The organism is Caulobacter sp. BE264, assembly GCF_031457805.1.
GTDB lineage: Bacteria > Pseudomonadota > Alphaproteobacteria > Caulobacterales > Caulobacteraceae > Caulobacter.
Genome location: NZ_JAVDXI010000001.1, coordinates 1,033,763 through 1,053,874, shown reverse-complemented (window position 1 = coordinate 1,053,874; position 20,112 = coordinate 1,033,763). Strand labels below are relative to the sequence as shown.

Sequence of the window (20,112 nt, the reverse complement as noted above, 5' to 3'; positions counted from 1 at the left end):
GAGGACGTGGCCGACCCACGTTCCTCTTCAGACAGGAGGATCCCGATGTCCCTCAGCGCCGAACAAATACCCCTCCCGCGCGAGCGGGTTAGTACGTTGGCGCATCAAAGTCGCAGCCCAAGCTTTGATGCTGCCAAAGTCATTGCCAAGTATAGCAGGATAGTGAGTACGCACCCAGCCGCGAGCGCGCTCCAGAACCCAACGCCTCGCCGCAGCAGAGTAGGGATAAGCAGGAACATGGGCAGCGACGGCAGCACGTACCAGAAGGTGGCCTGCGCGTGAGCGGCCATATTGGCCGGATCGGGCTTATCGCGCCAAAGCCAAATCATACCTAGTACCGACACCAACGGAAGCGATGCGATCATCGCGCCGATGCCCGGATAGCGACGCGCGATGGTCGATGCAGCGCCGATGAGAACGCCGGACATCGCGCACTTGATTATGAAATAGAGCATTGCTTCTCCATATGTCCGGCCCGATGGTCGCGCCACGGCCCACAGCTGCTGGCGTTGCAGGATGAGCCGTGGCGCGCACTTGACTACTGAGCTTCCCGAGAACGACCGTGGACTAGGCGATAGAGCGCCGGAAGCACCACCAGCGTCAAAAGGGTGGAGGATAAGATCCCCCCGATCACGACCGTGGCCAGAGGACGCTGCACCTCGGCCCCGGCCCCGACATTGAACGCCATGGGCACAAAGCCCAGACTGGCGACCAGGGCGGTCATCAGCACCGGTCGCAAGCGGGTGAGGGCGCCTTCGCGGATGGCGGGGTCGAGATCTATACCGCCTTGCCGGAGCGAACGGATGAAGCTGACCAAAACGACGCCGTTCAGCACCGCCACGCCCGAAAGCGCGATGAAGCCGACGCCGGCCGAGATCGACAGCGGCAGGTCGCGCAACAATAGCGCCGCCACGCCGCCGGTCAGGGCCAGAGGGACGCCCGAGAACACGATGGCGGCGTCCTTCACCGAGCGGAACAGGCCGTAGAGCAGGCCAAAGATCAGCAGCAGCGCCGCCGGCACGACGAGCTGCAGACGCTTGGCCGCCGAGATCAACTGTTCGAACGTGCCGCCGTAGCTGATCCAGTAGCCGGTCGGCAGCTCGACCTCGGCGGCGACCTTCCGCTCAAGCTCGGTGATGAATGAGCCTAGATCGCGGCCCCGGACATTGGCGGTGACCACGACCCGGCGCTTGCCGTCCTCGCGACTGATCTGGTTGGGGCCGATCACCATCTCGATCTTGGCGACGTCTTGCAGGGGCACGAACCCGCGTGGCTGATCGATACTGCCCGGCAGCGGTATGCGCAGACGGCCGATATCATCGACCTTGCCGCGCACGTCCTCGGGCAGTCGGACGACGACGTCGAAACGACGATCGCCCTCGAACACCTGACCGGTCACCGTGCCGCCGATGGCGGTGGCGACGACCGATTGGACGTCATCGACATTCAAACCCAGACGCGCCAGGGCCGCGCGATCGGGCGTGATCTGCAACACGGGAAGGCCGGTGACCTGCTCCACGCCGACATCCGCCGCGCCCTCGACACTCTCGACAACGCCGCCGATCTGTTTGCCGATTTCCAGCAGCTGATCGAGATCATCGCCATAGACCTTCACCGCGACATCGGCCCGCACGCCCGACAGCAGTTCATTGAACCGCATCTGAATGGGCTGGGTGAACTCGTAGTTGTTCCCCGGCACCTTGGCGACGACCGCCTGAAGTTCGGCGACCAGTTGCGCGCGCGGTTTGCGGGGATCGGGCCAGTCTTTGCGATCCTTCAGCATGATGAAGGTGTCCGCCACGGAGGGCGGCATCGGGTCGGTGGCGACCTCGGCGGTGCCGATCTTGGCCACGACGCGATCCACCTCCGGCAAGGTCTTCACCTTGGCCTCCAGCGCCGTCTGCATGGCGATGGCCTGGGAAAGGCTTGTCCCAGGAATCCGCAGGGCGTGCATGGCGATGTCGCCCTCGTCGAGATTGGGGACGAACTCAGACCCCATCCGCGAGGCGGCGAAGGCGGCGATGACCACCAGAACGACCGCCCCGGCGACGAAGGCCACACGCAGACGCAGAGCCATCTCCAGGGCCGGTTCGTAGAACCGGCGGGCCCCGCGCATGATCGGGCTTTCCTTCTCCTCGACCTTACCGGTGACGAACATCGCCACAGCGGCGGGCACGAAGGTCAGGGACAGCACCAGCGCCGCCGTCAGGGCGATGACCACGGTGATGGCCATGGGGTGGAACATCTTCCCCTCGACGCCGGTCAGGGCGAAGATCGGCACATAGACCAGGGTGATGATCAGCACGCCAAACAGCGACGGCCGGATGACCTCGCCGGCGGCGCTGGCCACCAGGGAGAAGCGCTCGTCGCGGGATAGCAAACGTCCCTGCCGATGCTGCGCTTCGCCAAGCCGCCGCAGGCAGTTCTCGACGATAATCACCGCGCCGTCGACGATCAGGCCAAAGTCCAGCGCACCCAGGCTCATCAGGTTGCCCGAGACCTTGGACTGCACCATGCCGGTGATGGTCAGCAGCATCGACAGCGGAATGACCGCCGCCGTGATCAGGGCCGCGCGGATGTTGCCGAGCAGCAGGAAGAGCACGACGATGACCAGGATCGCGCCTTCGACCAGGTTCTTCTCGACCGTGGCGATGGCCCGGTCGACCAGATGGGTACGGTCGTAGATGGGCTCGGCGGTGACGCCGGCCGGAAGGGCCTTGGCCGCCTCTTCCAGACGCGCGGCCGTCGCGCGGGCGACCTCGCGGCTGTTCTCGCCGACCAGCATGAAGACAGTGCCCAGCACCACCTCCTGGCCGTTCTCGGTGGCCGCGCCGGTGCGCAGTTCCTGGCCAAGGCCCACATCGGCGAGATCGGCCACCCGGATCGGAACGCCGTTGCGGCTGGCGACGATGACGGCCTGGAGGTCCTCCACGCCCGTGGCCTGACCCGGTACACGGACCAAGTACTGCTCGCCGTAGCGCTCGACATAGCCCGCGCCGACATTGGCGTTGTTGCGCTCCAGCGCCGAGACGACATCGGCCATGGTCAGGCCGTAAGCCGACAGTCGATCCGGCAGCGGGGTGACATGGTATTGCCGCTCAAAGCCGCCGATGGTGTTGACCTCGGTGACGCCGGGCGTGTTGCGCAGCTGCGGCCGGATCACCCAGTCCTGCAGGGTGCGCAGGTCCTCCGGCGTCCAGGCCTGGCCGTCGGGCCGTCGCGCACCGGGCTTGGCCTCGACCGTGTACATGAAGATTTCGCCAAGGCCCGTGGCGATGGGGCCCATCTCGGGCGTCAGGCCGGCGGGCAGTTGCCCGCGCACCGTCTGCAGCCGCTCGCCGACCAGTTGGCGAGCGAAATAGATGTCGGTCCCGTCCTTGAAGACAACGGTGACCTGAGAGAGCCCATAGCGCGAAACCGACCGGGTGTATTGCAGGCCGGGCAGCCCGGCGATGGCGGTTTCGACCGGGAAGGTGATCCGCTGTTCGGCCTCCAGCGGCGAGAAGCCGGGGGCCTCGGTGTTGATCTGGACCTGGACGTTGGTGATGTCTGGCGTGGCGTCGATCGGCAGGCGCTGGAAGCTCCAGACCCCGATCGCCGCCGACACCGCGACGAGCGCCAGTACGATCCAGCGCAGCCGGATCGAGGCGGCGATGATGCGTTCAAGCATGGTCGCCCCCTTTAGTGGTCGTGGCTCGCGCCGGACTTTTCGATGTCCGCGCGGATCAGGAAGGCGCCGTCAGTGACGTATTCGGAGCCGGGTTTGAGGCCCGAGAGAACCTCGGTCCATACAGGCGTCTGACGGCCCAGCTCCAGCATCCGCACCTCATAGGTGTCGCGCACCTTGACGAAGACGACCTGGAAGTCACGGAAGCGCTGGATGGCCTTGGTGCGAACCGCCAGCGGGGCGACCTGCGCGCCGACCTGGAACGAGCCCTCCACGCCCATGCCGGGTCGGAAGGCGCTATCGGCGCCGCCGGGCAGGTGGGCGTGGGCGATCAGGGTCTGGCTGACAAGATCGGCGGTGGGCAGCACGGCTTCGACCTTGGCCATGATCTTGGTGTCGCCCGACAGGCTGCGCACCTCGACCGGCTGGCCGACACGCACCTTCTGCGCATCACGCGGATAGACGAAGAACTCAGCGTGCAGCTTGGTCGGGTCGGCGATGACGAAGATCGCCCGCTCGCCGGCCACGTCGCCGACATTGAGGTTTTTCTCGACGATCACGCCACTGATCGGCGCGGTGATCGAATAGGTCTGTAGGCTCTCGCTGGATTCGACGCGGGCCAGCAGCTGACCCTTGCGCACCATCTGTCCCAGCTCGCCGCGCAGGCTCATGATCCGCCCCGGATACCAGGCGCGCACCTCGCCCTTGCCTTCGGGCGTGATCTCGACGCGGCCGGACATGTCGACCAGTTCGGCGATGGGCGCGGAACCGGCGATCTCGGTCTTCACCCCGCCCGCCTGGGCGGCCGAGGCGCTGATCGAGGTGCGGCCCTCATAGGAGGCGTAGCTCCAGCGATGGGTCTGGCCCTGATAGGTCGCCGCGACCTTCACATCGAAAGAATGGGGTTCGGTGACCACGCCGCCGCCGCGCAGATAATCCTCGACGGGCGTGAAGGCGAAGCGGTTGACCTCGCCATCCAGCCGCGAAAGCTCGATCGACAGCTGAACGTCCTTGGGCGCGATCGGCTTGTCCTTGCGATAGGCGTAGACATGAAACTCCGGATCGACACCGTCCTCGAAGATCGTCACCTCCAGGGCGAAGTCGCCGGCGCGCAGCATCCGGCCCCGATGCGGGCCGCGTTCGTACTCGCCGGGCTTGGCGGCGTGGCCTTCGGTCTCGGCGGTCTTGGGGCGCTCGCCGCAGGCTGAGACGGTCAGTGCGCCGGCCAAAGCCAGAGCCAGGGAAGCGCTAAGGCGCTTGTTCGGGCGGATCATCGGGCGGTCTCCGAGGCGGGAACCAGGCTCGCAAAGGCGCCGGTCAGGCGGTTGAGCTGGGCGCGGTCGATCTGGAAGGATTTGAGGACAGTCAGTCGGCGCGATCGGGCGTCGATCAGGGCTTTCTGGGCTTCAAGCACGTCGAGGTATGAGAAGCCGCCCCGGTTGAAGCCCTCGCGCACGAGGTCGACGGTGCGGGCGTTGGCGGGGATGATCTCGGTGTCGATCCGCCTCGCCTCAACGGCCTTCTGGGCGAGCGAGGCCTGGACGGCGGCGATCTTGCGCTCAAACACCATCTTGGCGCCGATCAAGTCGAGATCGGCGGCGGTCTGGGCGGCGCGCGCCTGGTCGATGGCGCCGCGATTGGTGTCGTAACGCCCAAACGGGATCGAGCCCCCGACGATCGCGGCGACATCGCCGCCGTCGTTCAGATAGCGCAGGCCAGCGCGCCAGGTCGGATCCTGGACGGCCTTGCTTTCCTCGACCCGCACCTTGGCCCTGGCCAGGTCGCGCTGGGCGTCCAGCAGGGCAAGGTCGGTAGGCGACGCCGGAGCCGCAACCTGATCGGCGGCGGTGAGGTTTTCCAGCACGGCCGGGTCGATCTCAATCTCGCCCCCGCCCCAGAAGGCCGAAAGGGCGTGGCGCGCATTGGCCGCCTTGGTCGTCGCCTGGGCCAGGGTGATCCTGGCTTCGGCGACCTGGGCGTCTGCGCGGGCGCCGGCGAACAGCGGGTCGCGGGCGGCGCGGACGCGGCGGCCTACCTCGGCCTGGGCGCGCTCGGCGATGGCCAGGCGATCTGCGGCGAGGCGGGCCTCGGCCTCGGCGGCGACAGCGTCGATCCAGATCAACTCCACCTCGTGGAAGAGGTCGAGCACCCGGACATCGTCGCGCAGCCGCGCCAGGGCGATATCGCTCCTGGCTAGGGCGGTGCGGGCGGCGCGCTTGCCGCCGCGTTCCTGGCTCTGCTGGTAGTAGATTGTCGCCTGGGCGCGATCGACCAGCGAGTAGGACCCGCTTCCGGCCACATCCTCGACCTCAAGGCCGATGACGGGGTTTGGGCGGACGGCGGCTTGGCGGGCGCCGGCCTCGGCGGCTGAAAGGCGGGCGGCGAGAGCCGGGCGGGCTGGGTCGGCCTTGGCCGCGAGACTCAGGGCCTCAGGCAGGGTCAGGGGCTCGGCGTGGGCCGAGACGGTGGTCGCCAGGGCGAGCGCCGTGGCGAGCAGCCAGGGCCGCAGGGCGCGGCCTTGGTGAGGGGCGAACATGGAAAATCCTCGAACGTGCGGGAGCGCGGCCCGGGGCCGCGCGGATCAGGCGACGTAAACGAGGAGGGCTTTGGGCGGTCGGTCCTGCAGGAGCGCGTCTATCCCTTGGCGTAAATCGTTATTCAGCCTGAAAGGCAGTGGCGAAGACGACCACGTGACCATCAGGCCCGAGCCTTCCGGTAGTCCATAGATCGATGGGCTATCGTGATGATGATGATGATGCAAAGCCGAGCTGCCCCCGTCGGCGTCGACCTCTTCTTGGTCAGCTGCGGATTTCAGCTGGGCGTGCTCCGCCTCTTGCTCATGCTCATGAAGGTCGACCAGCGCGCCCGCGAAGGCGTTTGCGGAATGGACCTGGCCAGTGTCATGCAGGAGCCGATCGACGGTTACGGCGGGTGCGCGAACCACGAGCAGGGCCATCAGCATGACGGCTAAAGCCCCCACACAACGACCTAGCCGACGGTTCTTCCCAACAATCACGGCCTCTCCTCAGCGCTTCGAATGCTGCTTCGTATCGTCGTGTTTCGTACTCCGAATGGCAAGACGATGATTGGGTGCATGGGGCGATCCGAACTTCGCAGCCCCAAATACTTGTGTTGGTGGAGCCCGGCTAGAGCGCTTGGGGAGCATCCAGCGAATGTCCGGTTCCTGGAACCAAGCCAACGACAGCTTCTCTAATCGGGCATAGGGGTCAAGCTCGCTGATCTGATGGGCCGGGGTCGTTCACGCGGGTCAAGCTTCTCTTCGCAGTCTGGTGGCTCCTAGCGAGCGGAGCCGCTGCACGCATGCATGGGATCAGGGTCTGGAGAGCCGTGCTTATGGACGCACTTGAAGGTGCAACTGCCGTATGCGGCTTCATCCATCCCGTCGTCCGCATGGGACGATCCGGCCAGGATCTTGACGGTGGGCTATGAGGGTCAGGTCATGCCGCAGCCTCCGATCCGGGGCGGAAGTCTGAGCCATCGACCCACATGCGGTGCAGGACGACAGCGATCCTACGGGCCAGGGCGACGATGGCGCGCCGGCGGCCCTTGGTCTTCATCAGCCGCACGCCCCAGGCCTTGAGGCTGGTCCATCTGATGGAGCGCATCAGCATGGCGTTGGCGGCTGCATAGAGCGTGGTGCGTACGTCGGCGTCGCCGGCGTGGGAGATGCGGCCGGGGTTGTCTTTCTCGCCGGACTGGAAGCGTCTTGGCGTCAGGCCAAAATGGGCGCCGACGGTGCGCGAGCTCTTGAAGCGGGTAGGGTCGTCGACGGCGGCCTTGAAGCTGAGAGCGGTGATCTCGCCTACGCCCGGCACGCCCATGAAGCGCTGGCAGATCGGATCGGCATGGGCGGCCTTGCGCACGCGGCGATCGAGTTCGGTGAAGGTGTCGAACAGCACGCGCCTGGCCTGCAGCATCGGCAGCAGGGCGTGGCTGAGCGCGGGGTCACTCTCGATGGTGTCGCGCACGGCGATGTCGAAGCCGCCACGCGACAGCCGCAGCGGCAGCTTCACGCCGAATATCTTCAGCAGCCCACGGATCTCGTTCTCCAGGTCGATGCACTTGCGCTGCATCACCTTCCGACAGGAGATCAGGGCGCGCAGGTGGTGGCTCTCGACGCTCTTCACATGCACCCGGCTGTACCAGCCAGACCGCAGGATCTGAGCGATGCCGCGGGCGTCGTGCTTGTCGGTCTTGTTGCGCATCGCTGACAGCGCCGCGTTCACCTGGCGAGCCTCCATGCACACCACGTCGAAGCCGGCTTCGGTCAGGCCGTAGGTCAAGTGCTGGGTCAGCGTGCCAGCCTCGAACCCAACCTGGTGGATCGGCTCGCCAAACTCACGCAGGCAACGGACCAGGTTCGGGACCTCGGACGGCGCGGACCCCTCGAGGCGCACCTTGCCGTTCTGATCGATGATGCAGATCGCTACTGACCGCAGCGACACATCCAACGCAGCGTAGAACATCGTCGTCTCCCTTCGTCTCGGCTGAAACCGCGACCTTACTGGGAGCTCGACCCTTCAGGGGTCTGCCCGATTACGCATGCTTCTGGCGCAAGTTGGGGTTTGGAAGGTGCGCCAAGATCCATGCTCCATTCCTCACGGGGGCTCAGACCGCGTCGATTGGCAGCTTTAGATAACGAACGCCGTTGGCTTCGGGCTCAGGGAGATGGCCGGCCTGGATGTTGACCTGCACGGACGGCAGGAGGAGGCGTGGCATGGGCAGGGTGGCGTCCCGAGCACGACGCTGTGCGACGAACTCGGCTTGGCTGACGCCTGCATGAAGGTGGATGTTGTCCGCGTTTTGCTCAGCGACGGTGGTTTCCCACCGATAATCCGTCCGTCCTGCTGGCAGGTAGTCGTGGCACAGGAACATGCGGGTCTGGGGCGGTAGCGAGAGAAGACGGCGGACCGAGGCGAAGAGCGTGGCTGCATCGCCGCCCGGAAAGTCGCACCGCGCCGAGCCATAGTCGGGCATGAACAGGGTGTCGCCCACGAAAACGGCGTCGCCGACCACGTAGCTGACGCAAGCGGGTGTATGGCCAGGCGTGTGGAGTACGACCGCGTCCAGGCCGCCGATGCGAAAATGCTCGCCATCCTGGAACAGGTGATCAAACTGACGACCGTCGGCCGAAAAGTCGCCGCCAAGACCAAACAGGGCGCCAAACACCCGCTGCACGGCGGTGATGTGCGCGCCGATGGCGATCTTGCCGCCGAGCTTGCTCTGGAGATAAGGCGCCGCCGACAGGTGGTCGGCATGGGCGTGGGTCTCCAGGATCCACTCGACCTTCAAACCTTCGCGTTGGACGTGGTCGATGATCTTGTCGGCGCTCGAGCGACGGGTGCGCCCGGAGGCCGGATCGAAGTCGAGGACGCTGTCGATGATCGCGCAGGCGTTGGACGCCGGGTCCTTGACGACATACGACACGGTGAAAGTGTCGGCGTCGAAGAAGGCCTTGACCTCCGGGCCGGTGCGGGTGTCGGCCAGACGACGGGCGGTCTCTAGGGCGATGTCCGGCAAGGCCATGGTCGAGTTCCAGCTTGATATCCAGTGTGCTTGTATATATGCGAATATGCGAATATATCAAGCCTGATCGAGGCGCTCATGGACATGATCACAGTCGCGACCACCCTGGCCAGCGGCGCCTTGGTCGGGGCTTTGCTGGGCTTGTTCGGCGGCGGCGGCTCAGTGCTGGCGACGCCGCTCTTGCTCTACGTGATCGGTGTGCGCGACCCGCACGTGGCGATCGGCACCTCGGCCGCCGCAGTCGCGGTCAACGCTGTGGCGAACCTGGCCGGTCACTGGCGCGGTGGGCGGGTCAAATGGCCCTGCGCCAGCGTTTTTGCGACCGCAGGACTGCTTGGATCTTTCCTCGGCTCCAGCGTCGCCAAGCTGATCGACGGGCAAAGGCTGCTGCTGTTCTTCGCCTTGGCCATGGCGGCGATCGCTGTCTCGATGATGCGCAGGCCGCGCTCGGAAGGCGATCCCGACGTTCATATTACGTGGCCGCTGGTTCGGCGCCTGGCGCCGCTCGGGGTCATGACTGGGGCGGCCGCGGGCTTTTTTGGCATCGGCGGGGGCTTTCTGATCGTGCCAGGTCTGATGGCGGCCACGGGCATGACCTTGGCCAATGCTGCCGCTTCGTCGCTGGTTTCGGTCGCGCTGTTTGGGGCGGCGACGTCCTTTAACTACGCGCTGTCAGGCTGGGTCGACTGGAAGATCGCCGGCGTGTTCGTGTTGGGCGGCGCGCTTGGTGGGGTTGTCGGCGTCAAGGGCGCGACCCTTTTGGCGGGTCGCGCGTTGCTGGCGCGCCGACTGTTCGCCGCGTTGGTTTTGATCGTGGCGGCCTATGTCGCTTGGCGCGCGACGGGCGGGCTCTAGGCCTCAGCCTGCGGTGCGGTAGATATCCGATAGGGTGCCCAGCACGCGCGCTGCGTTCGGGTCGCTGAGGCTGTAGTAGATTGTCTGGGCTTCCCGGCGGGTCGCCACCAGCCCCTCAGCGCGCATCTTGGCCAGATGCTGCGAAGTCGCTGACTGGGCCAAGCCCGCATGCTCGGAGAGCTCGCCCACGGACGCCTCGCCATCCGCCAGCCGGCAAAGCAGCAGCAGGCGCTGCTCGTTGGCCAGCAGTTTCAGCAGGCGCGCCGCGTCGCTGGCGCAGGCGCGCAGATCGGCGACATCGGAGGGCGCGTGACAGGAAATGGCGGGAGCGGTCATTGGAGCCAATGTAGAAACGTGGGGTTCAGGATCAAGCGGCCTTGGGTTTCACGGGCGCATCCGGGTCGCGCAGGACGACATAGATCGCCGGGATGACTAAAACCGTAAGGACGGTCGAGGAGGCGAGGCCAAACAGCAGCGAGATCGCCAGGCCCTGGAAGATCGGATCGGTCAGGATCACCGCCGCGCCGATCATGGCCGCCAGCGCGGTCAGCAGGATCGGCTTGAAACGGATCGCGCCGGCCGTCAGCAACACCTCGCGCAGGGGGGCGCCGCCTTCGGCGCTGTGGCGGATGAAATCAACCAGCAGGATCGAGTTGCGCACGATGATCCCGGCCAGGGCGATGAAGCCGATCATTGAGGTGGCGGTGAACGGCGCCTGGAACAGGATATGACCTAGGACGATGCCGACCAGCGTCAGCGGGATAGGGGTCAAGATCACCAGCGGCAGGCGGAAGCTTTTGAACTGCGCCACCACCAACACATAGATGCCGAGGATCGCCACGCCGAAGGCTGCGCCCATGTCGCGGAAGGTCACCCAGGTGATCTCCCATTCGCCGTCCCACAGCACCGTCGGACGACTTTCGTCGCTGGGCTGGCCGTTCAAGCGGATGTCGGGCTTGGGCGTGGCGCCCCAGTCGATGTCGCGCAGGCGCTTGTTGACGTCCATCATGCCGTAGATCGGCGCCTCATAGGCGCCGGCCAGTTCGGCCATGACCATATCGACGTCGCGGCCGTCCCGGCGGAACACGTGGGTCGAGCCGACTTCGCGCTTGGCCTCGACAACTTCGGACAGTTCGACGAGACGGCCGTCTGCGGCGCGGGCGACTGGCGTCGCGCCAAGGACTTCGCCCCAGGTGCGGGCGTTCTGGGGAAGGCGTACGGCGATCTCCAAGGGATCGCGGCCCTCGCCACGATGGGCGTAGCCAACCACCTGGCCCCCGAAAGCCGCGCCGATCGACTCCAGCACCTCGCGGTCGGAGACACCTAGGGCCTCCAAGCGCGTGCGATCGGGGACCAAGCGCAGGGTGGGGCGGGGCGCGCCCCAGCTATCGTCGATGTCGACGATGTAAGGCACGGCGTGGAACGTGGCCTTGACCTTGTCGGCGACCGCGCGGCGCGTGGCCGCGTCGGGACCGTAGATCTCCGCCAGCAGCGTGGCCATGACGGGCGGCCCCGGCGGCGCTTCGACCACCTTGACGGCTGCGCCGGCAGGAAGGGCGAGACGCGACAGGCGCTCGCGCAGGTCCAAGGCGACGGCGTGGCTTGAGCGCTTGCGGTCATGCTTGGGGGCCAGCGCGACCGAAAGATCACCCTGTTCAGGCCGGTTGCGCAGGTAGTAGTGGCGCACCAGGCCGTTAAAATTGAACGGCGAGGCGGTCCCGGCATAGGAGTCGATGGCCACCGTCTCGGGCAGGGTTCCGGCGATGGCGGCGGCCTGCGCCAGGGTGCGCTGGGTGATCTCCAGCGACGTGCCCTCGGGCATGTCCAGCACCACCTGCAGCTCGGATTTGTTGTCGAACGGCAGCAGTTTCACCGTCACGGTCTTGGTGGCGAACATGGCGCAAGCCAACACCGTGGCGACGCCGACGCCGCCCAGGAACGTCCAGGCGGTGCGTCGGTCGCGGATCACCCAGTCGGCGACCCGGCGGTAGAGCGCGCCCAGCTTGCCCTCGTCGTCGTGGCCATGGCCGTGCGAGCCGCCTTCCATCGCCTTGCGGGCGAAGCGCACCATCAGCCAGGGCGCGATGACCACGGCGACGAAGAACGAGAACACCATGGCGGCCGAGGCGTTGACCGGGATCGGCGCCATGTAGGGACCCATCAGGCCGGAGACGAACAGCATCGGCAGCAAGGCTGAAACCACGGTCAAGGTAGCGACGACCGTTGGATTGCCGACCTCAGCCACCGCTTCGATGGCGGCCTGGATCCGGCTGCGGCCATCCTTCATAGACCAATGCCGGGCGATGTTCTCGATCATGACGATCGCGTCGTCGACCAGGATACCGATCGAGAAGATCAGGGCGAACAGGCTGACCCGGTTGATGGTGTAGCCCATCAGGTTCGAGGCGAAGAGCGTCAGCAAGATGGTGGTCGGGATAACGACAGCGGTGACGGCGGCCTCGCGCCAGCCGATGGCCAAGCCGATCAGCACGACGATCGAGATGGTGGCCAGTCCGAGGTGGAAGAGCAGCTCATTGGCCTTTTCATTAGCCGTGGCGCCGTAGTCACGGGTGACATCGACGTTCAGGGAACTGGGCAGCAGCGAGCCATTCAGCATCTCCACGCGGCTCAGAACGGCCTCGGAGACGACGACGGCGTTCGCCCCCTTGCGCTTGGCGATCGCCAGGCTGACCGCCGGGGCCTCGCTCCAGCCACTTTCCAGGCGCGCGTAGCGGCGGACCTGGGTCTGGTCCTCGCGCGGGCCTTCGGTCACGGCTGCGACATCGCGCACATAGACCGCTTCGCCCTTGGCGGAGGGCAGGGCCAGAAGACCGATTTCGGTGGCGCTCTTCAGATCGCGGCCCGCCGTGACGGCCACCGCCTCGCCGCCGTTGCGCACGTCGCCAGCCGGGAAGGCGCGCGTGGCCTGCCGGATCGTGTCCATCAGCGCGCCCATCGACACGCCGCGCAACGCCAGCCGGGCCGGGTCGGGCGTGACGCGAATCTCGCGCGGCCGCCCGCCGACGATGAAGGTCAGGCCGACATTGTCGACCTTGGCCACCTCGGTCTTCAGCTTGCCGGCGATTTCGCGCAGCGCCTCGTCAGTCCAGCGGTTCTCGAAGCCCGGCTTGGGCGAGAGGGTCAGCACCAGGCTCGGCACGTCGTTGATGCCGCGCGTCTGGATCAGGGGCTCGGGCACGCCGGCCGGGATCTTGTCGTAGTTGGCGCGGACCTTCTCGTGGATCCGTACCGCCGCCGCGTCGGGATCAACGCCGACCTTGAAACGCGCTGTCACCATCACCTGGTGGTCGTCGGCGAAGGTGTAGACGTGCTCGACCTCGTTGACGCTCTTGACGATGGCTTCCAGCGGCTTGCCGACCAGCTCGACCGCATCTGGCGCAGAGAGGCCGGGCGCGGCGACCATGATGTCGACCATGGGCACGCTGATCTGCGGCTCCTCTTCGCGGGGGATCGAGAACAGCGCCAGGAGCCCGACAGCGATGGCGGCCATCAGGATCAGCGGCGTCAGCGGCGAGCGGATGGTGGCCTGTGTCAGCCGGCCCGACAGTCCAAGGTTCATCGGCGGGGCTCCGCAGGGGTCAGGACGTCGCCAAGACGCAGGCCGGAAAGAACTTCCACCGCCGCAGGGTCGGCGGCCGGCGTGGTCTGGACGGGGCTGTCGACTGCGGCGCCGTCCTTGCCGACCAGGCGGACATAGTCGACGCCAAAGCGCGTGGTGATGTAGCGGCGCGGGATCACCAAGGCCTGACGTTGGCCAACGGCCACGAAGGCGCGAACCTTTCGACCAACCAGCGCCTGGGGAAGGCCCGCGGCGGTCACGTCGGCGATGATCTGACCGCCGGTCACCGCCGGATAGATCTGGGTGATCTGTCCCGTCGCCGCAGCGCCGCCCAAGTCCTCTGCGGCGAAACGGACACTTGCGCCAAGTTTCAGCGCGGCGGTTTCGCCTTCGGGGACGGTGATGCGGACAACGGGCGGGCCAGCGGTGATGGTGGCCAGGGACTGACCGGGCATGACAACCGAACCTGGCGGGACATCGGCGGTCAGCACGCGGCCAGCAGTCGGAGCCAGAACCGCGCCTTGGTGGCCCAGTTCCGAACTGGCGCGGGCTTGGGCGCGAGCCGCTGCGAGGCCAGCGTTGGCGGCCTTGGCGGCGGCTTGCACTTGATCCAGGCGAACCTTGGCGTAGACGCCGTGGTCATAGAGATCCTGGGTCCGGGCGAGATCAGCCTGAGCCTGCGCAGCTTGCGCGGCCGCGGCCGCGACCTGCGCATCGTAGGCCAGGGTCTGCAGGCTGATACGCTCATCGCGAATGACGGCGATGGTCTGGCCTTGGCGGACAGTGTCGCCTTCCTTGACCAGCAGCTGGCTGACCGTTCCGCCGATCCGCGCGCGGGCGTCGGCCATGTCGCGGGTCGTCAGGGTGGCGGGGACCGGCTTGAGGTCGTCGACGACCAAGGCGCGCACCGTCAGGCGATCGGCGGCCGGCGCCATGACGGTCGCCGGCTTTTGCGCGGTCTTCTCCTCGCCGCAAGCGCTCAACAGCGTGGCTAAGCCCAGCGCGCCGATCAGGAAAGGTTTGGCGGTCATCGGGGTCCCCCCAGGGCGTTATCGGATCAGCCGCGGTCGCGGACTTGGCCGCTCTCGCTGTCGATGGTGATGGTCGGCAAGCCGGCGGTTTTCCAGGCCATGATGCCGCCGCCTAGATGGCTTTCCAGCTTGTGGCCCGCTGCGCGGCAGCGCTCGATCGCCATCGCTGAGCGCTTGCCCGACCCGCACTGCATGATGATGCGCTTGTCGTCAGCTACGGGCAGGGCGGTTGGATCAAAGGTCGACAGCGGAAAGTTCAGGGCGCCGTGAATCCGTTCGGCGGCGAACTCGGCCGGTTCACGCACGTCGATCAGCAAGGTGTCGCCGGCGTCCAGCGCCGCCTTCACATCCGCCGGCGTGAGGTCCTTCACCTTAGGGGCGCCAAACATGATCGTCTCCGTCAATGGGGCCGCAATGCAGCCTTAAAATTCGCAATTGCGTATATGCGAGAATTAGAATATTAAGTCAAGCGCGGTCGCTGGGAAAGCGTCATGGCCGCTCTGGCGGGCCGCGACGCTGCGCTGGATCAATCAGCAGGGAGACGCCAAGGTGACCAAGCCTCGCATCGTCGTTTTGGGCGCAGGTCTGGGGGGCGCGATCGCCGCCTTCGAAATCAAGCTCGCGGTCGGCAAGCGCGCCGACGTCCGGGTGGTCTCGGAGGGGGACACCTTTCACTTCGTGCCCTCCAATCCTTGGGTGGCGGTTCGCTGGCGCAAGCGCGAGGCCATCGAGGTCAAGCTGCCGCCGGTGTTTCAGAAGAAGGGCATCGAGTTCACGGGGACAGGCGCGACGCGTGTCGACCCGAAATCGAACACCATCGAACTGCGCAACGGCGCGATCCTGCCTTACGACTATCTGGTGATCGCCACGGGCCCGGAGCTGGCCTTTGACGAAATCCCGGGGCTTGGTCCGCACGGCGGCCACACCCAGTCGGTTTGCCACGTCCAGCACGCCGAGGCGGCGGCGGACGCCTTCGATAAATTCTGCGAAAACCCCGGACCGATCGTCGTCGGCGCCGTGCAGGGCGCATCATGCTTTGGCCCGGCCTATGAGTTCGCGCTGATCCTCGACACCGAACTGCGTCGTCGCAAGATCCGCGACAAGGTGCCGATGACCTTCGTCACCTCTGAGCCCTATGTCGGCCACCTTGGGCTGGATGGGGTCGGGGACACAAAGGGGCTGCTCGAGAGCGAGATGCGCCAGCGCCACATCAAGTGGATCACGAACGCCAAGGTCGCCTCGGTCGATGAAGGGCTGATGCATGTCGACGAGATCGCCGACGATGGCTCCGTGCGCGAGCGCCATGACGTGCCGTTCGGCTATGCGATGATGCTGCCGGCGTTCCGGGGCGTCGAAGCGGTGCGGGGCGTCGAGGGGCTGGTCAATCCGCGCGGCTTCATCCTGATCGATAAGCACCAGCGCAATCCGACCTATCCGAACGTCATGGCGCTGGGCGTCTGCGTGGCCATCGCGCCGACAGGCAAGACGCCGGTGCCGGTGGGCGTGCCCAAAACCGGCTTCATGATCGAAAGCATGGTCACGGCCATAGCCCATAACTTCAAAGAGATCCTCGACGGCCAGGCGCCGACCCATGAAGCCAGCTGGAACGCCATCTGCCTGGCCGATTTCGGCGACGGGGGCGTAGCCTTTGTGGCCCAGCCTCAGATCCCGCCGCGTAACGTCAATTGGTCGGCCAGCGGCAAGTGGGTGCACCTGGCCAAGGTCGGCTTCGAGAAATACTTCCTGGGCAAGGTCAAGCGCGGCGAGAGCGAGCCGTTCTACGAGAAGCTCGCCCTGGACATCCTGGGTGTGAACAAGATCAAGGGCGCTTGAGGCCATGCGCCAGTTCGTGTGTCCCAGCTGCGGCGCAGGCAATCGGGTTCCAGTCGATCGCGATCCGGCTCAGGCGCGCTGTGGTCGCTGCAAGGCCGAAGTGCTCTCGGGGGCGCCGCTGGATGTGGAAGCCAAGGCCTTTGCGCACCATCTTGCCGGCACTAAGGGCGTACCGGTGCTCGTCGATGTCTGGGCACCCTGGTGCGGCCCCTGTCGCGCCATGACGCCGCAGTTCGCCCAAGCCGCCAAAAGGGTCGGCTCTGGCGCACGCTTCCTCAAGCTCAACGCTGACGAAAACCCTGAGCTCTGCGCGCAGTACGCGTTGCAGGGAATTCCCGCGCTGCTGCTCTTCCTGGACGGGCGACTGATCGCCCGCAAGGCGGGCCTCATGTCGGCTGATCAAATTGTGGATTGGGTGACCCTGGCGGCGGCCAAAGCCGCCGTCTGACATCAAAAAGGAGACGAAAAATGACCCTGGATCGCGCCGTGCTGGCCTTCGCCGGCCTAGTCGTTCTGCTCGGGCTGGCGCTCGCACACTTCGTTCATCCCTACTGGGTCGGACTGTCGGCGTTCGCTGGCCTGAACATGATCCAAGCGGCGTTCACGGGCTTTTGCCCTGCGGCGATCATTTTCAAGAAGCTCGGCGTGAAGCCGGGGACGGCGTTTCGCTGATGCGCCGCGCCGTCTTGATCGCCGCCGGCGCGTTGCTGGCCTTGCCGCCCCTCGCCAAGGCGACCACGCTTGAGGAAGCGATCGCGGCGGCGCGCGCCTATAATCCGGATCTCCGCGCAGCAAGAGCCCAGACGGATGCCGCCAACGCGCGCCTCGACGCGGCCAAGGGGGCGCGGCTCCCGACCGTTGGTTTGGCCGGCGAATATATGAGCGGCCGCAACGATCTGGGCGGCTTCTTTGGTTTCGCTGCCGCGGACGTGGATCCGCGTGCGGTTCGATTGGAGGTCGCACAGCCGCTCTACTCAGGCGGCGCCATTTTGGCGGGGGTCGACAAGGCCAGGGCCGGGCAGGCTGGAGCCAAGGCTCAGCTGGTCCAGGCTGACGACGCGTTGCAGGTCGCGGTCGCGCGCGCTTATGTCGGCGTGCGAACCGCGCAGGCCTTCTTCGAGGCGAGTCAGGCTCATGCCAAGGCGTTCGATGAATGGGCCCGTCAGGCGCAACTAAGGTTCGCGGCCGGCGAGATTCCGCGGAGCGACCTGGACTTGACGCTCGCGCGCAGCGCCGAGGCGCGCGCGGGGACGGCGAGGGCGCAAGGCGCGCTAGAGGTGGCGCGGGCTCGGTATGTGGCGCTGGTGGGGGACGCGCCGATTGCGCTTGAGCCGATCGCTGACGATGGCGTCCTGCCCCCGCTGGACGAGACCCTGGCGCGCGCCGAGGCCGTCAGTCCGACGCTTGAGGCCGCGGAGGCTGCTGTTCGCGCCGCGCAGGCGGCCGCCAGGCTCGCTTCGGCCCAAGGCTTGCCCAGCGTCAGCATCGCGGCTCGGGCCGAACAGGCGCGAGATCAGTTTTTTCCAGGTTATCGCTCGGACGCCGTCACGGTCGGCCTGCAAGGGCGCTGGACGTTGTTCGCCGGCGGGCGCGTCCAGGCGGCCAAGGTCGAGGCGTCCGCTGAAGTCCGCGCCGCCGAAGCGCGGCGCGAAGCGACGCGCGCGGCGCTGAAGACTGCGGTGATCGCCGCCTGGAGCGATCTTCAGGCCAGTCGCCTCGCGACGGTCGCCGCGCGCGATCAGGCGCAGGCTGCAAAGCGGGCGGTCGAGAGCCTGCGTCAGGAGGTGCGGGTCGGCCAGCGTCCCGTGGTGGACCTGCTGGACGCTGAGCGTGACCAGCTCGGCGCGGTCGCGCGGGCTCTGGCCGCAGAAGGGGAAGTGACGGTCAGTGGGCGGCAGCTGCAGATCTTAGCTGCGGCTGGAGCTGCGCGCCCCTAACGCGACACCCCGAAAGTCGATCTTCAGCATGAATACGTAATTGCGAATATTATAACATTGTGAGAATTCTGCGGCGTCCTCAGGAGATTTGACATGGCGATGGACCCCGCCGTCGTAGACCTGTCGCGACTACAGTTCGCGCTCACCGCCCTCTACCACTTTCTGTTTGTGCCCCTGACCCTGGGGCTGTCGTTCATGCTGGTCATCATGGAGAGCATCTATGTGATGACCAAGCGTCCGATCTGGCGCACGGTCACGCGGTTCTGGGGGACGCTGTTCGGCATCAACTTCGTGCTGGGCGTGGCGACCGGGATCACCATGGAATTCCAGTTCGGCATGAACTGGTCCTACTACTCGCACTATGTCGGCGACATCTTCGGCGCGCCGCTGGCGATCGAGGGCCTGATGGCCTTCTTCCTGGAAGCCACGTTCGTGGGCCTGATGTTCTTCGGTTGGGACAAGCTGTCCCGGGTGGGGCACCTCTTCGTGACCTTCATGGTGGCCCTGGGCACCAACCTGTCGGCGCTGTGGATCCTGATCGCCAACGGCTGGATGCAGAACCCGATCGGCGCGGCGTTCAATCCCGACACCATGCGGATGGAGGTCGAAAGCTTCCGCGATGTGCTGTTCAACCCGGTGGCCCAGGCCAAGTTCGTCCACACCGTCAGCGCCGGCTACGTGATCGCCGCTGCGTTCGTGCTGGGGATCTCGGCCTTCTACCTGCTGAAGGGCAAGTATGCGGGCGTGGCCAAGCGGTCGATGACCGTGGCGGCCGCCTTCGGCCTGGCTTCGTCGCTGTCGGTGGTCGTGCTGGGCGACGAGAGCGGCTACGCCCTCACCGATAACCAGAAGATGAAGCTGGCCGCCCTGGAAGCCATGTGGGAGACCGAGCCCGCGCCGGCCGGCCTGACGGCCTTCGGCATCCCCAGCCTGGCCGACCGCAAGACCCATCACGAGATCAAGATCCCCTATGTGCTGGGCCTGATCGCCACGCGCAGCCTCGACAAGCCGGTGGAAGGCATCTTCCAGCTGGTCGCCAAGGCCGAGGATCGCATCGAGTCCGGCGTCATCGCCTACGGCGCGGTCGAGGCCCTGAAGGCCAATCCCAACGATGTCGCCGCGCGCGCCACCTTCGAGCAGCATCGCCGTGACCTCGGCTACGGCCTGCTGCTCAAGCGCCATGTCGCCGACCCGCGTCAGGCCTCGCCCGAGCTGATCAAGCAGACCGCCTGGGACGTGGTGCCGCCCGTGCCGGTGATGTTCTGGTCGTTCCGGATCATGGCCGGGATCGGCTTCCTGATGATCCTGCTTTTCGCCACGGCCTTCCTGCTGGTCACCCTCCGCAAGCACGAGACCAAGTGGTTCCTGGTCCTGGCGGTCGCGGCCATACCGCTGCCCTGGCTCGCGGCCGAGATGGGCTGGGTGCTGGCCGAGGTCGGTCGCCAGCCCTGGGCCGTGGAGGGCGTGCTGCCCACCTTCCTGGGCGCGTCCAGCCTGAGCGTCCCGCAACTGCTGACCAGCATCGCGGTCTTCACCCTGCTGTACGGCGCCCTGGCGGTGGTCGAGGTCGGCCTGATCCTCAAGACCATCAAGCGCGGCCCGTACGCCCTGCACGATCCCGCCCCCGACGGTTCGCCCGAACCTGAAGCCGCCGTCGCCTGA

17 protein-coding genes are annotated in these 20,112 nt (G+C 66.4%); 6 read left to right on the top strand and 11 right to left on the bottom strand.

Annotated features, from left to right (window positions below):
• Positions 1-104 precede the first annotated feature (104 nt).
• The 7 genes from J2X45_RS05145 to J2X45_RS05115 form a co-directional block, all read right to left on the bottom strand.
• Positions 105-455 (bottom strand): DUF3147 family protein, encoded by a 351-nt coding sequence (locus J2X45_RS05145; protein ID WP_310212030.1) that lies wholly within the window; start codon positions 453-455, stop codon positions 105-107.
• 83 nt (positions 456-538) lie between these two features.
• Entirely contained in the window at positions 539-3,670 is a 3,132-nt protein-coding gene (locus J2X45_RS05140; protein WP_310212027.1) for a CusA/CzcA family heavy metal efflux RND transporter, read from the bottom strand.
• Positions 3,671-3,681: 11 nt separating this feature from the next.
• On the bottom strand, positions 3,682-4,941 hold the full coding sequence (locus J2X45_RS05135; protein ID WP_310212024.1) for an HlyD family efflux transporter periplasmic adaptor subunit: 1,260 nt from the start codon (positions 4,939-4,941) through the stop codon (positions 3,682-3,684).
• Positions 4,938-6,203, bottom strand: a complete 1,266-nt coding sequence (locus J2X45_RS05130) for a TolC family protein (RefSeq protein WP_310212021.1) — start codon at positions 6,201-6,203, stop codon at positions 4,938-4,940. The genes J2X45_RS05135 and J2X45_RS05130 overlap by 4 nt, the downstream gene beginning before the upstream one ends.
• A gap of 45 nt (positions 6,204-6,248) precedes the next feature.
• Complete coding sequence (locus J2X45_RS05125) at positions 6,249-6,629, bottom strand: hypothetical protein (RefSeq protein ID WP_310212018.1); 381 nt, start codon at positions 6,627-6,629, stop codon at positions 6,249-6,251.
• A 496-nt stretch (positions 6,630-7,125) separates the two neighbouring features.
• Entirely contained in the window at positions 7,126-8,154 is a 1,029-nt protein-coding gene (locus tag J2X45_RS05120; protein WP_310212015.1) for an IS110 family transposase, read from the bottom strand.
• A 142-nt stretch (positions 8,155-8,296) separates the two neighbouring features.
• Positions 8,297-9,214 carry an MBL fold metallo-hydrolase gene (locus tag J2X45_RS05115; RefSeq protein WP_310212013.1) on the bottom strand — a complete coding sequence of 306 codons (918 nt, stop codon included), beginning with the start codon at positions 9,212-9,214 and terminating at the stop codon, positions 8,297-8,299.
• Between the two features lie 78 nt (positions 9,215-9,292).
• On the opposite strand from J2X45_RS05115, the gene J2X45_RS05110 reads away from it, so the two are divergent.
• Positions 9,293-10,069, top strand: a complete 777-nt coding sequence (locus J2X45_RS05110) for a sulfite exporter TauE/SafE family protein (protein WP_310212010.1) — start codon at positions 9,293-9,295, stop codon at positions 10,067-10,069.
• 3 nt (positions 10,070-10,072) lie between these two features.
• Here the strand turns inward: J2X45_RS05110 and J2X45_RS05105 are convergent, their stop codons facing one another.
• The 4 genes from J2X45_RS05105 to J2X45_RS05090 are packed head-to-tail and all read right to left on the bottom strand — an operon-like array spanning position 10,073 to position 15,069.
• Entirely contained in the window at positions 10,073-10,405 is a 333-nt protein-coding gene (locus J2X45_RS05105) for a metalloregulator ArsR/SmtB family transcription factor (protein ID WP_310212007.1), read from the bottom strand.
• 31 nt (positions 10,406-10,436) lie between these two features.
• Positions 10,437-13,649, bottom strand: a complete 3,213-nt coding sequence (locus J2X45_RS05100; protein WP_310212005.1) for an efflux RND transporter permease subunit — start codon at positions 13,647-13,649, stop codon at positions 10,437-10,439.
• Positions 13,646-14,680, bottom strand: coding sequence for an efflux RND transporter periplasmic adaptor subunit (locus J2X45_RS05095; protein ID WP_310212003.1), 1,035 nt, complete (start codon positions 14,678-14,680; stop codon positions 13,646-13,648). The genes J2X45_RS05100 and J2X45_RS05095 overlap by 4 nt, the downstream gene beginning before the upstream one ends.
• A gap of 26 nt (positions 14,681-14,706) precedes the next feature.
• Entirely contained in the window at positions 14,707-15,069 is a 363-nt protein-coding gene (locus tag J2X45_RS05090) for a rhodanese-like domain-containing protein (protein ID WP_310212000.1), read from the bottom strand.
• A gap of 160 nt (positions 15,070-15,229) precedes the next feature.
• On the opposite strand from J2X45_RS05090, the gene J2X45_RS05085 reads away from it, so the two are divergent.
• The 5 genes from J2X45_RS05085 (at position 15,230) to J2X45_RS05065 (ending at position 20,112) form a co-directional block, all read left to right on the top strand.
• Entirely contained in the window at positions 15,230-16,513 is a 1,284-nt protein-coding gene (locus tag J2X45_RS05085) for an FAD/NAD(P)-binding oxidoreductase (RefSeq protein WP_310211998.1), read from the top strand.
• A 4-nt stretch (positions 16,514-16,517) separates the two neighbouring features.
• A complete protein-coding gene (locus tag J2X45_RS05080; protein WP_310211996.1) occupies positions 16,518-16,961 on the top strand; it encodes a thioredoxin domain-containing protein in 444 nt (147 codons plus the stop codon).
• Positions 16,962-16,981: 20 nt separating this feature from the next.
• Complete coding sequence (locus J2X45_RS05075; RefSeq protein ID WP_310211994.1) at positions 16,982-17,185, top strand: DUF2892 domain-containing protein; 204 nt, start codon at positions 16,982-16,984, stop codon at positions 17,183-17,185.
• Positions 17,185-18,450: a TolC family outer membrane protein gene (locus tag J2X45_RS05070; protein WP_310211990.1), complete on the top strand. Its 1,266-nt coding sequence runs from the start codon at positions 17,185-17,187 to the stop codon at positions 18,448-18,450. The genes J2X45_RS05075 and J2X45_RS05070 overlap by 1 nt, the downstream gene beginning before the upstream one ends.
• A gap of 99 nt (positions 18,451-18,549) precedes the next feature.
• Complete coding sequence (locus J2X45_RS05065) at positions 18,550-20,112, top strand: cytochrome ubiquinol oxidase subunit I (RefSeq protein ID WP_310212116.1); 1,563 nt, start codon at positions 18,550-18,552, stop codon at positions 20,110-20,112.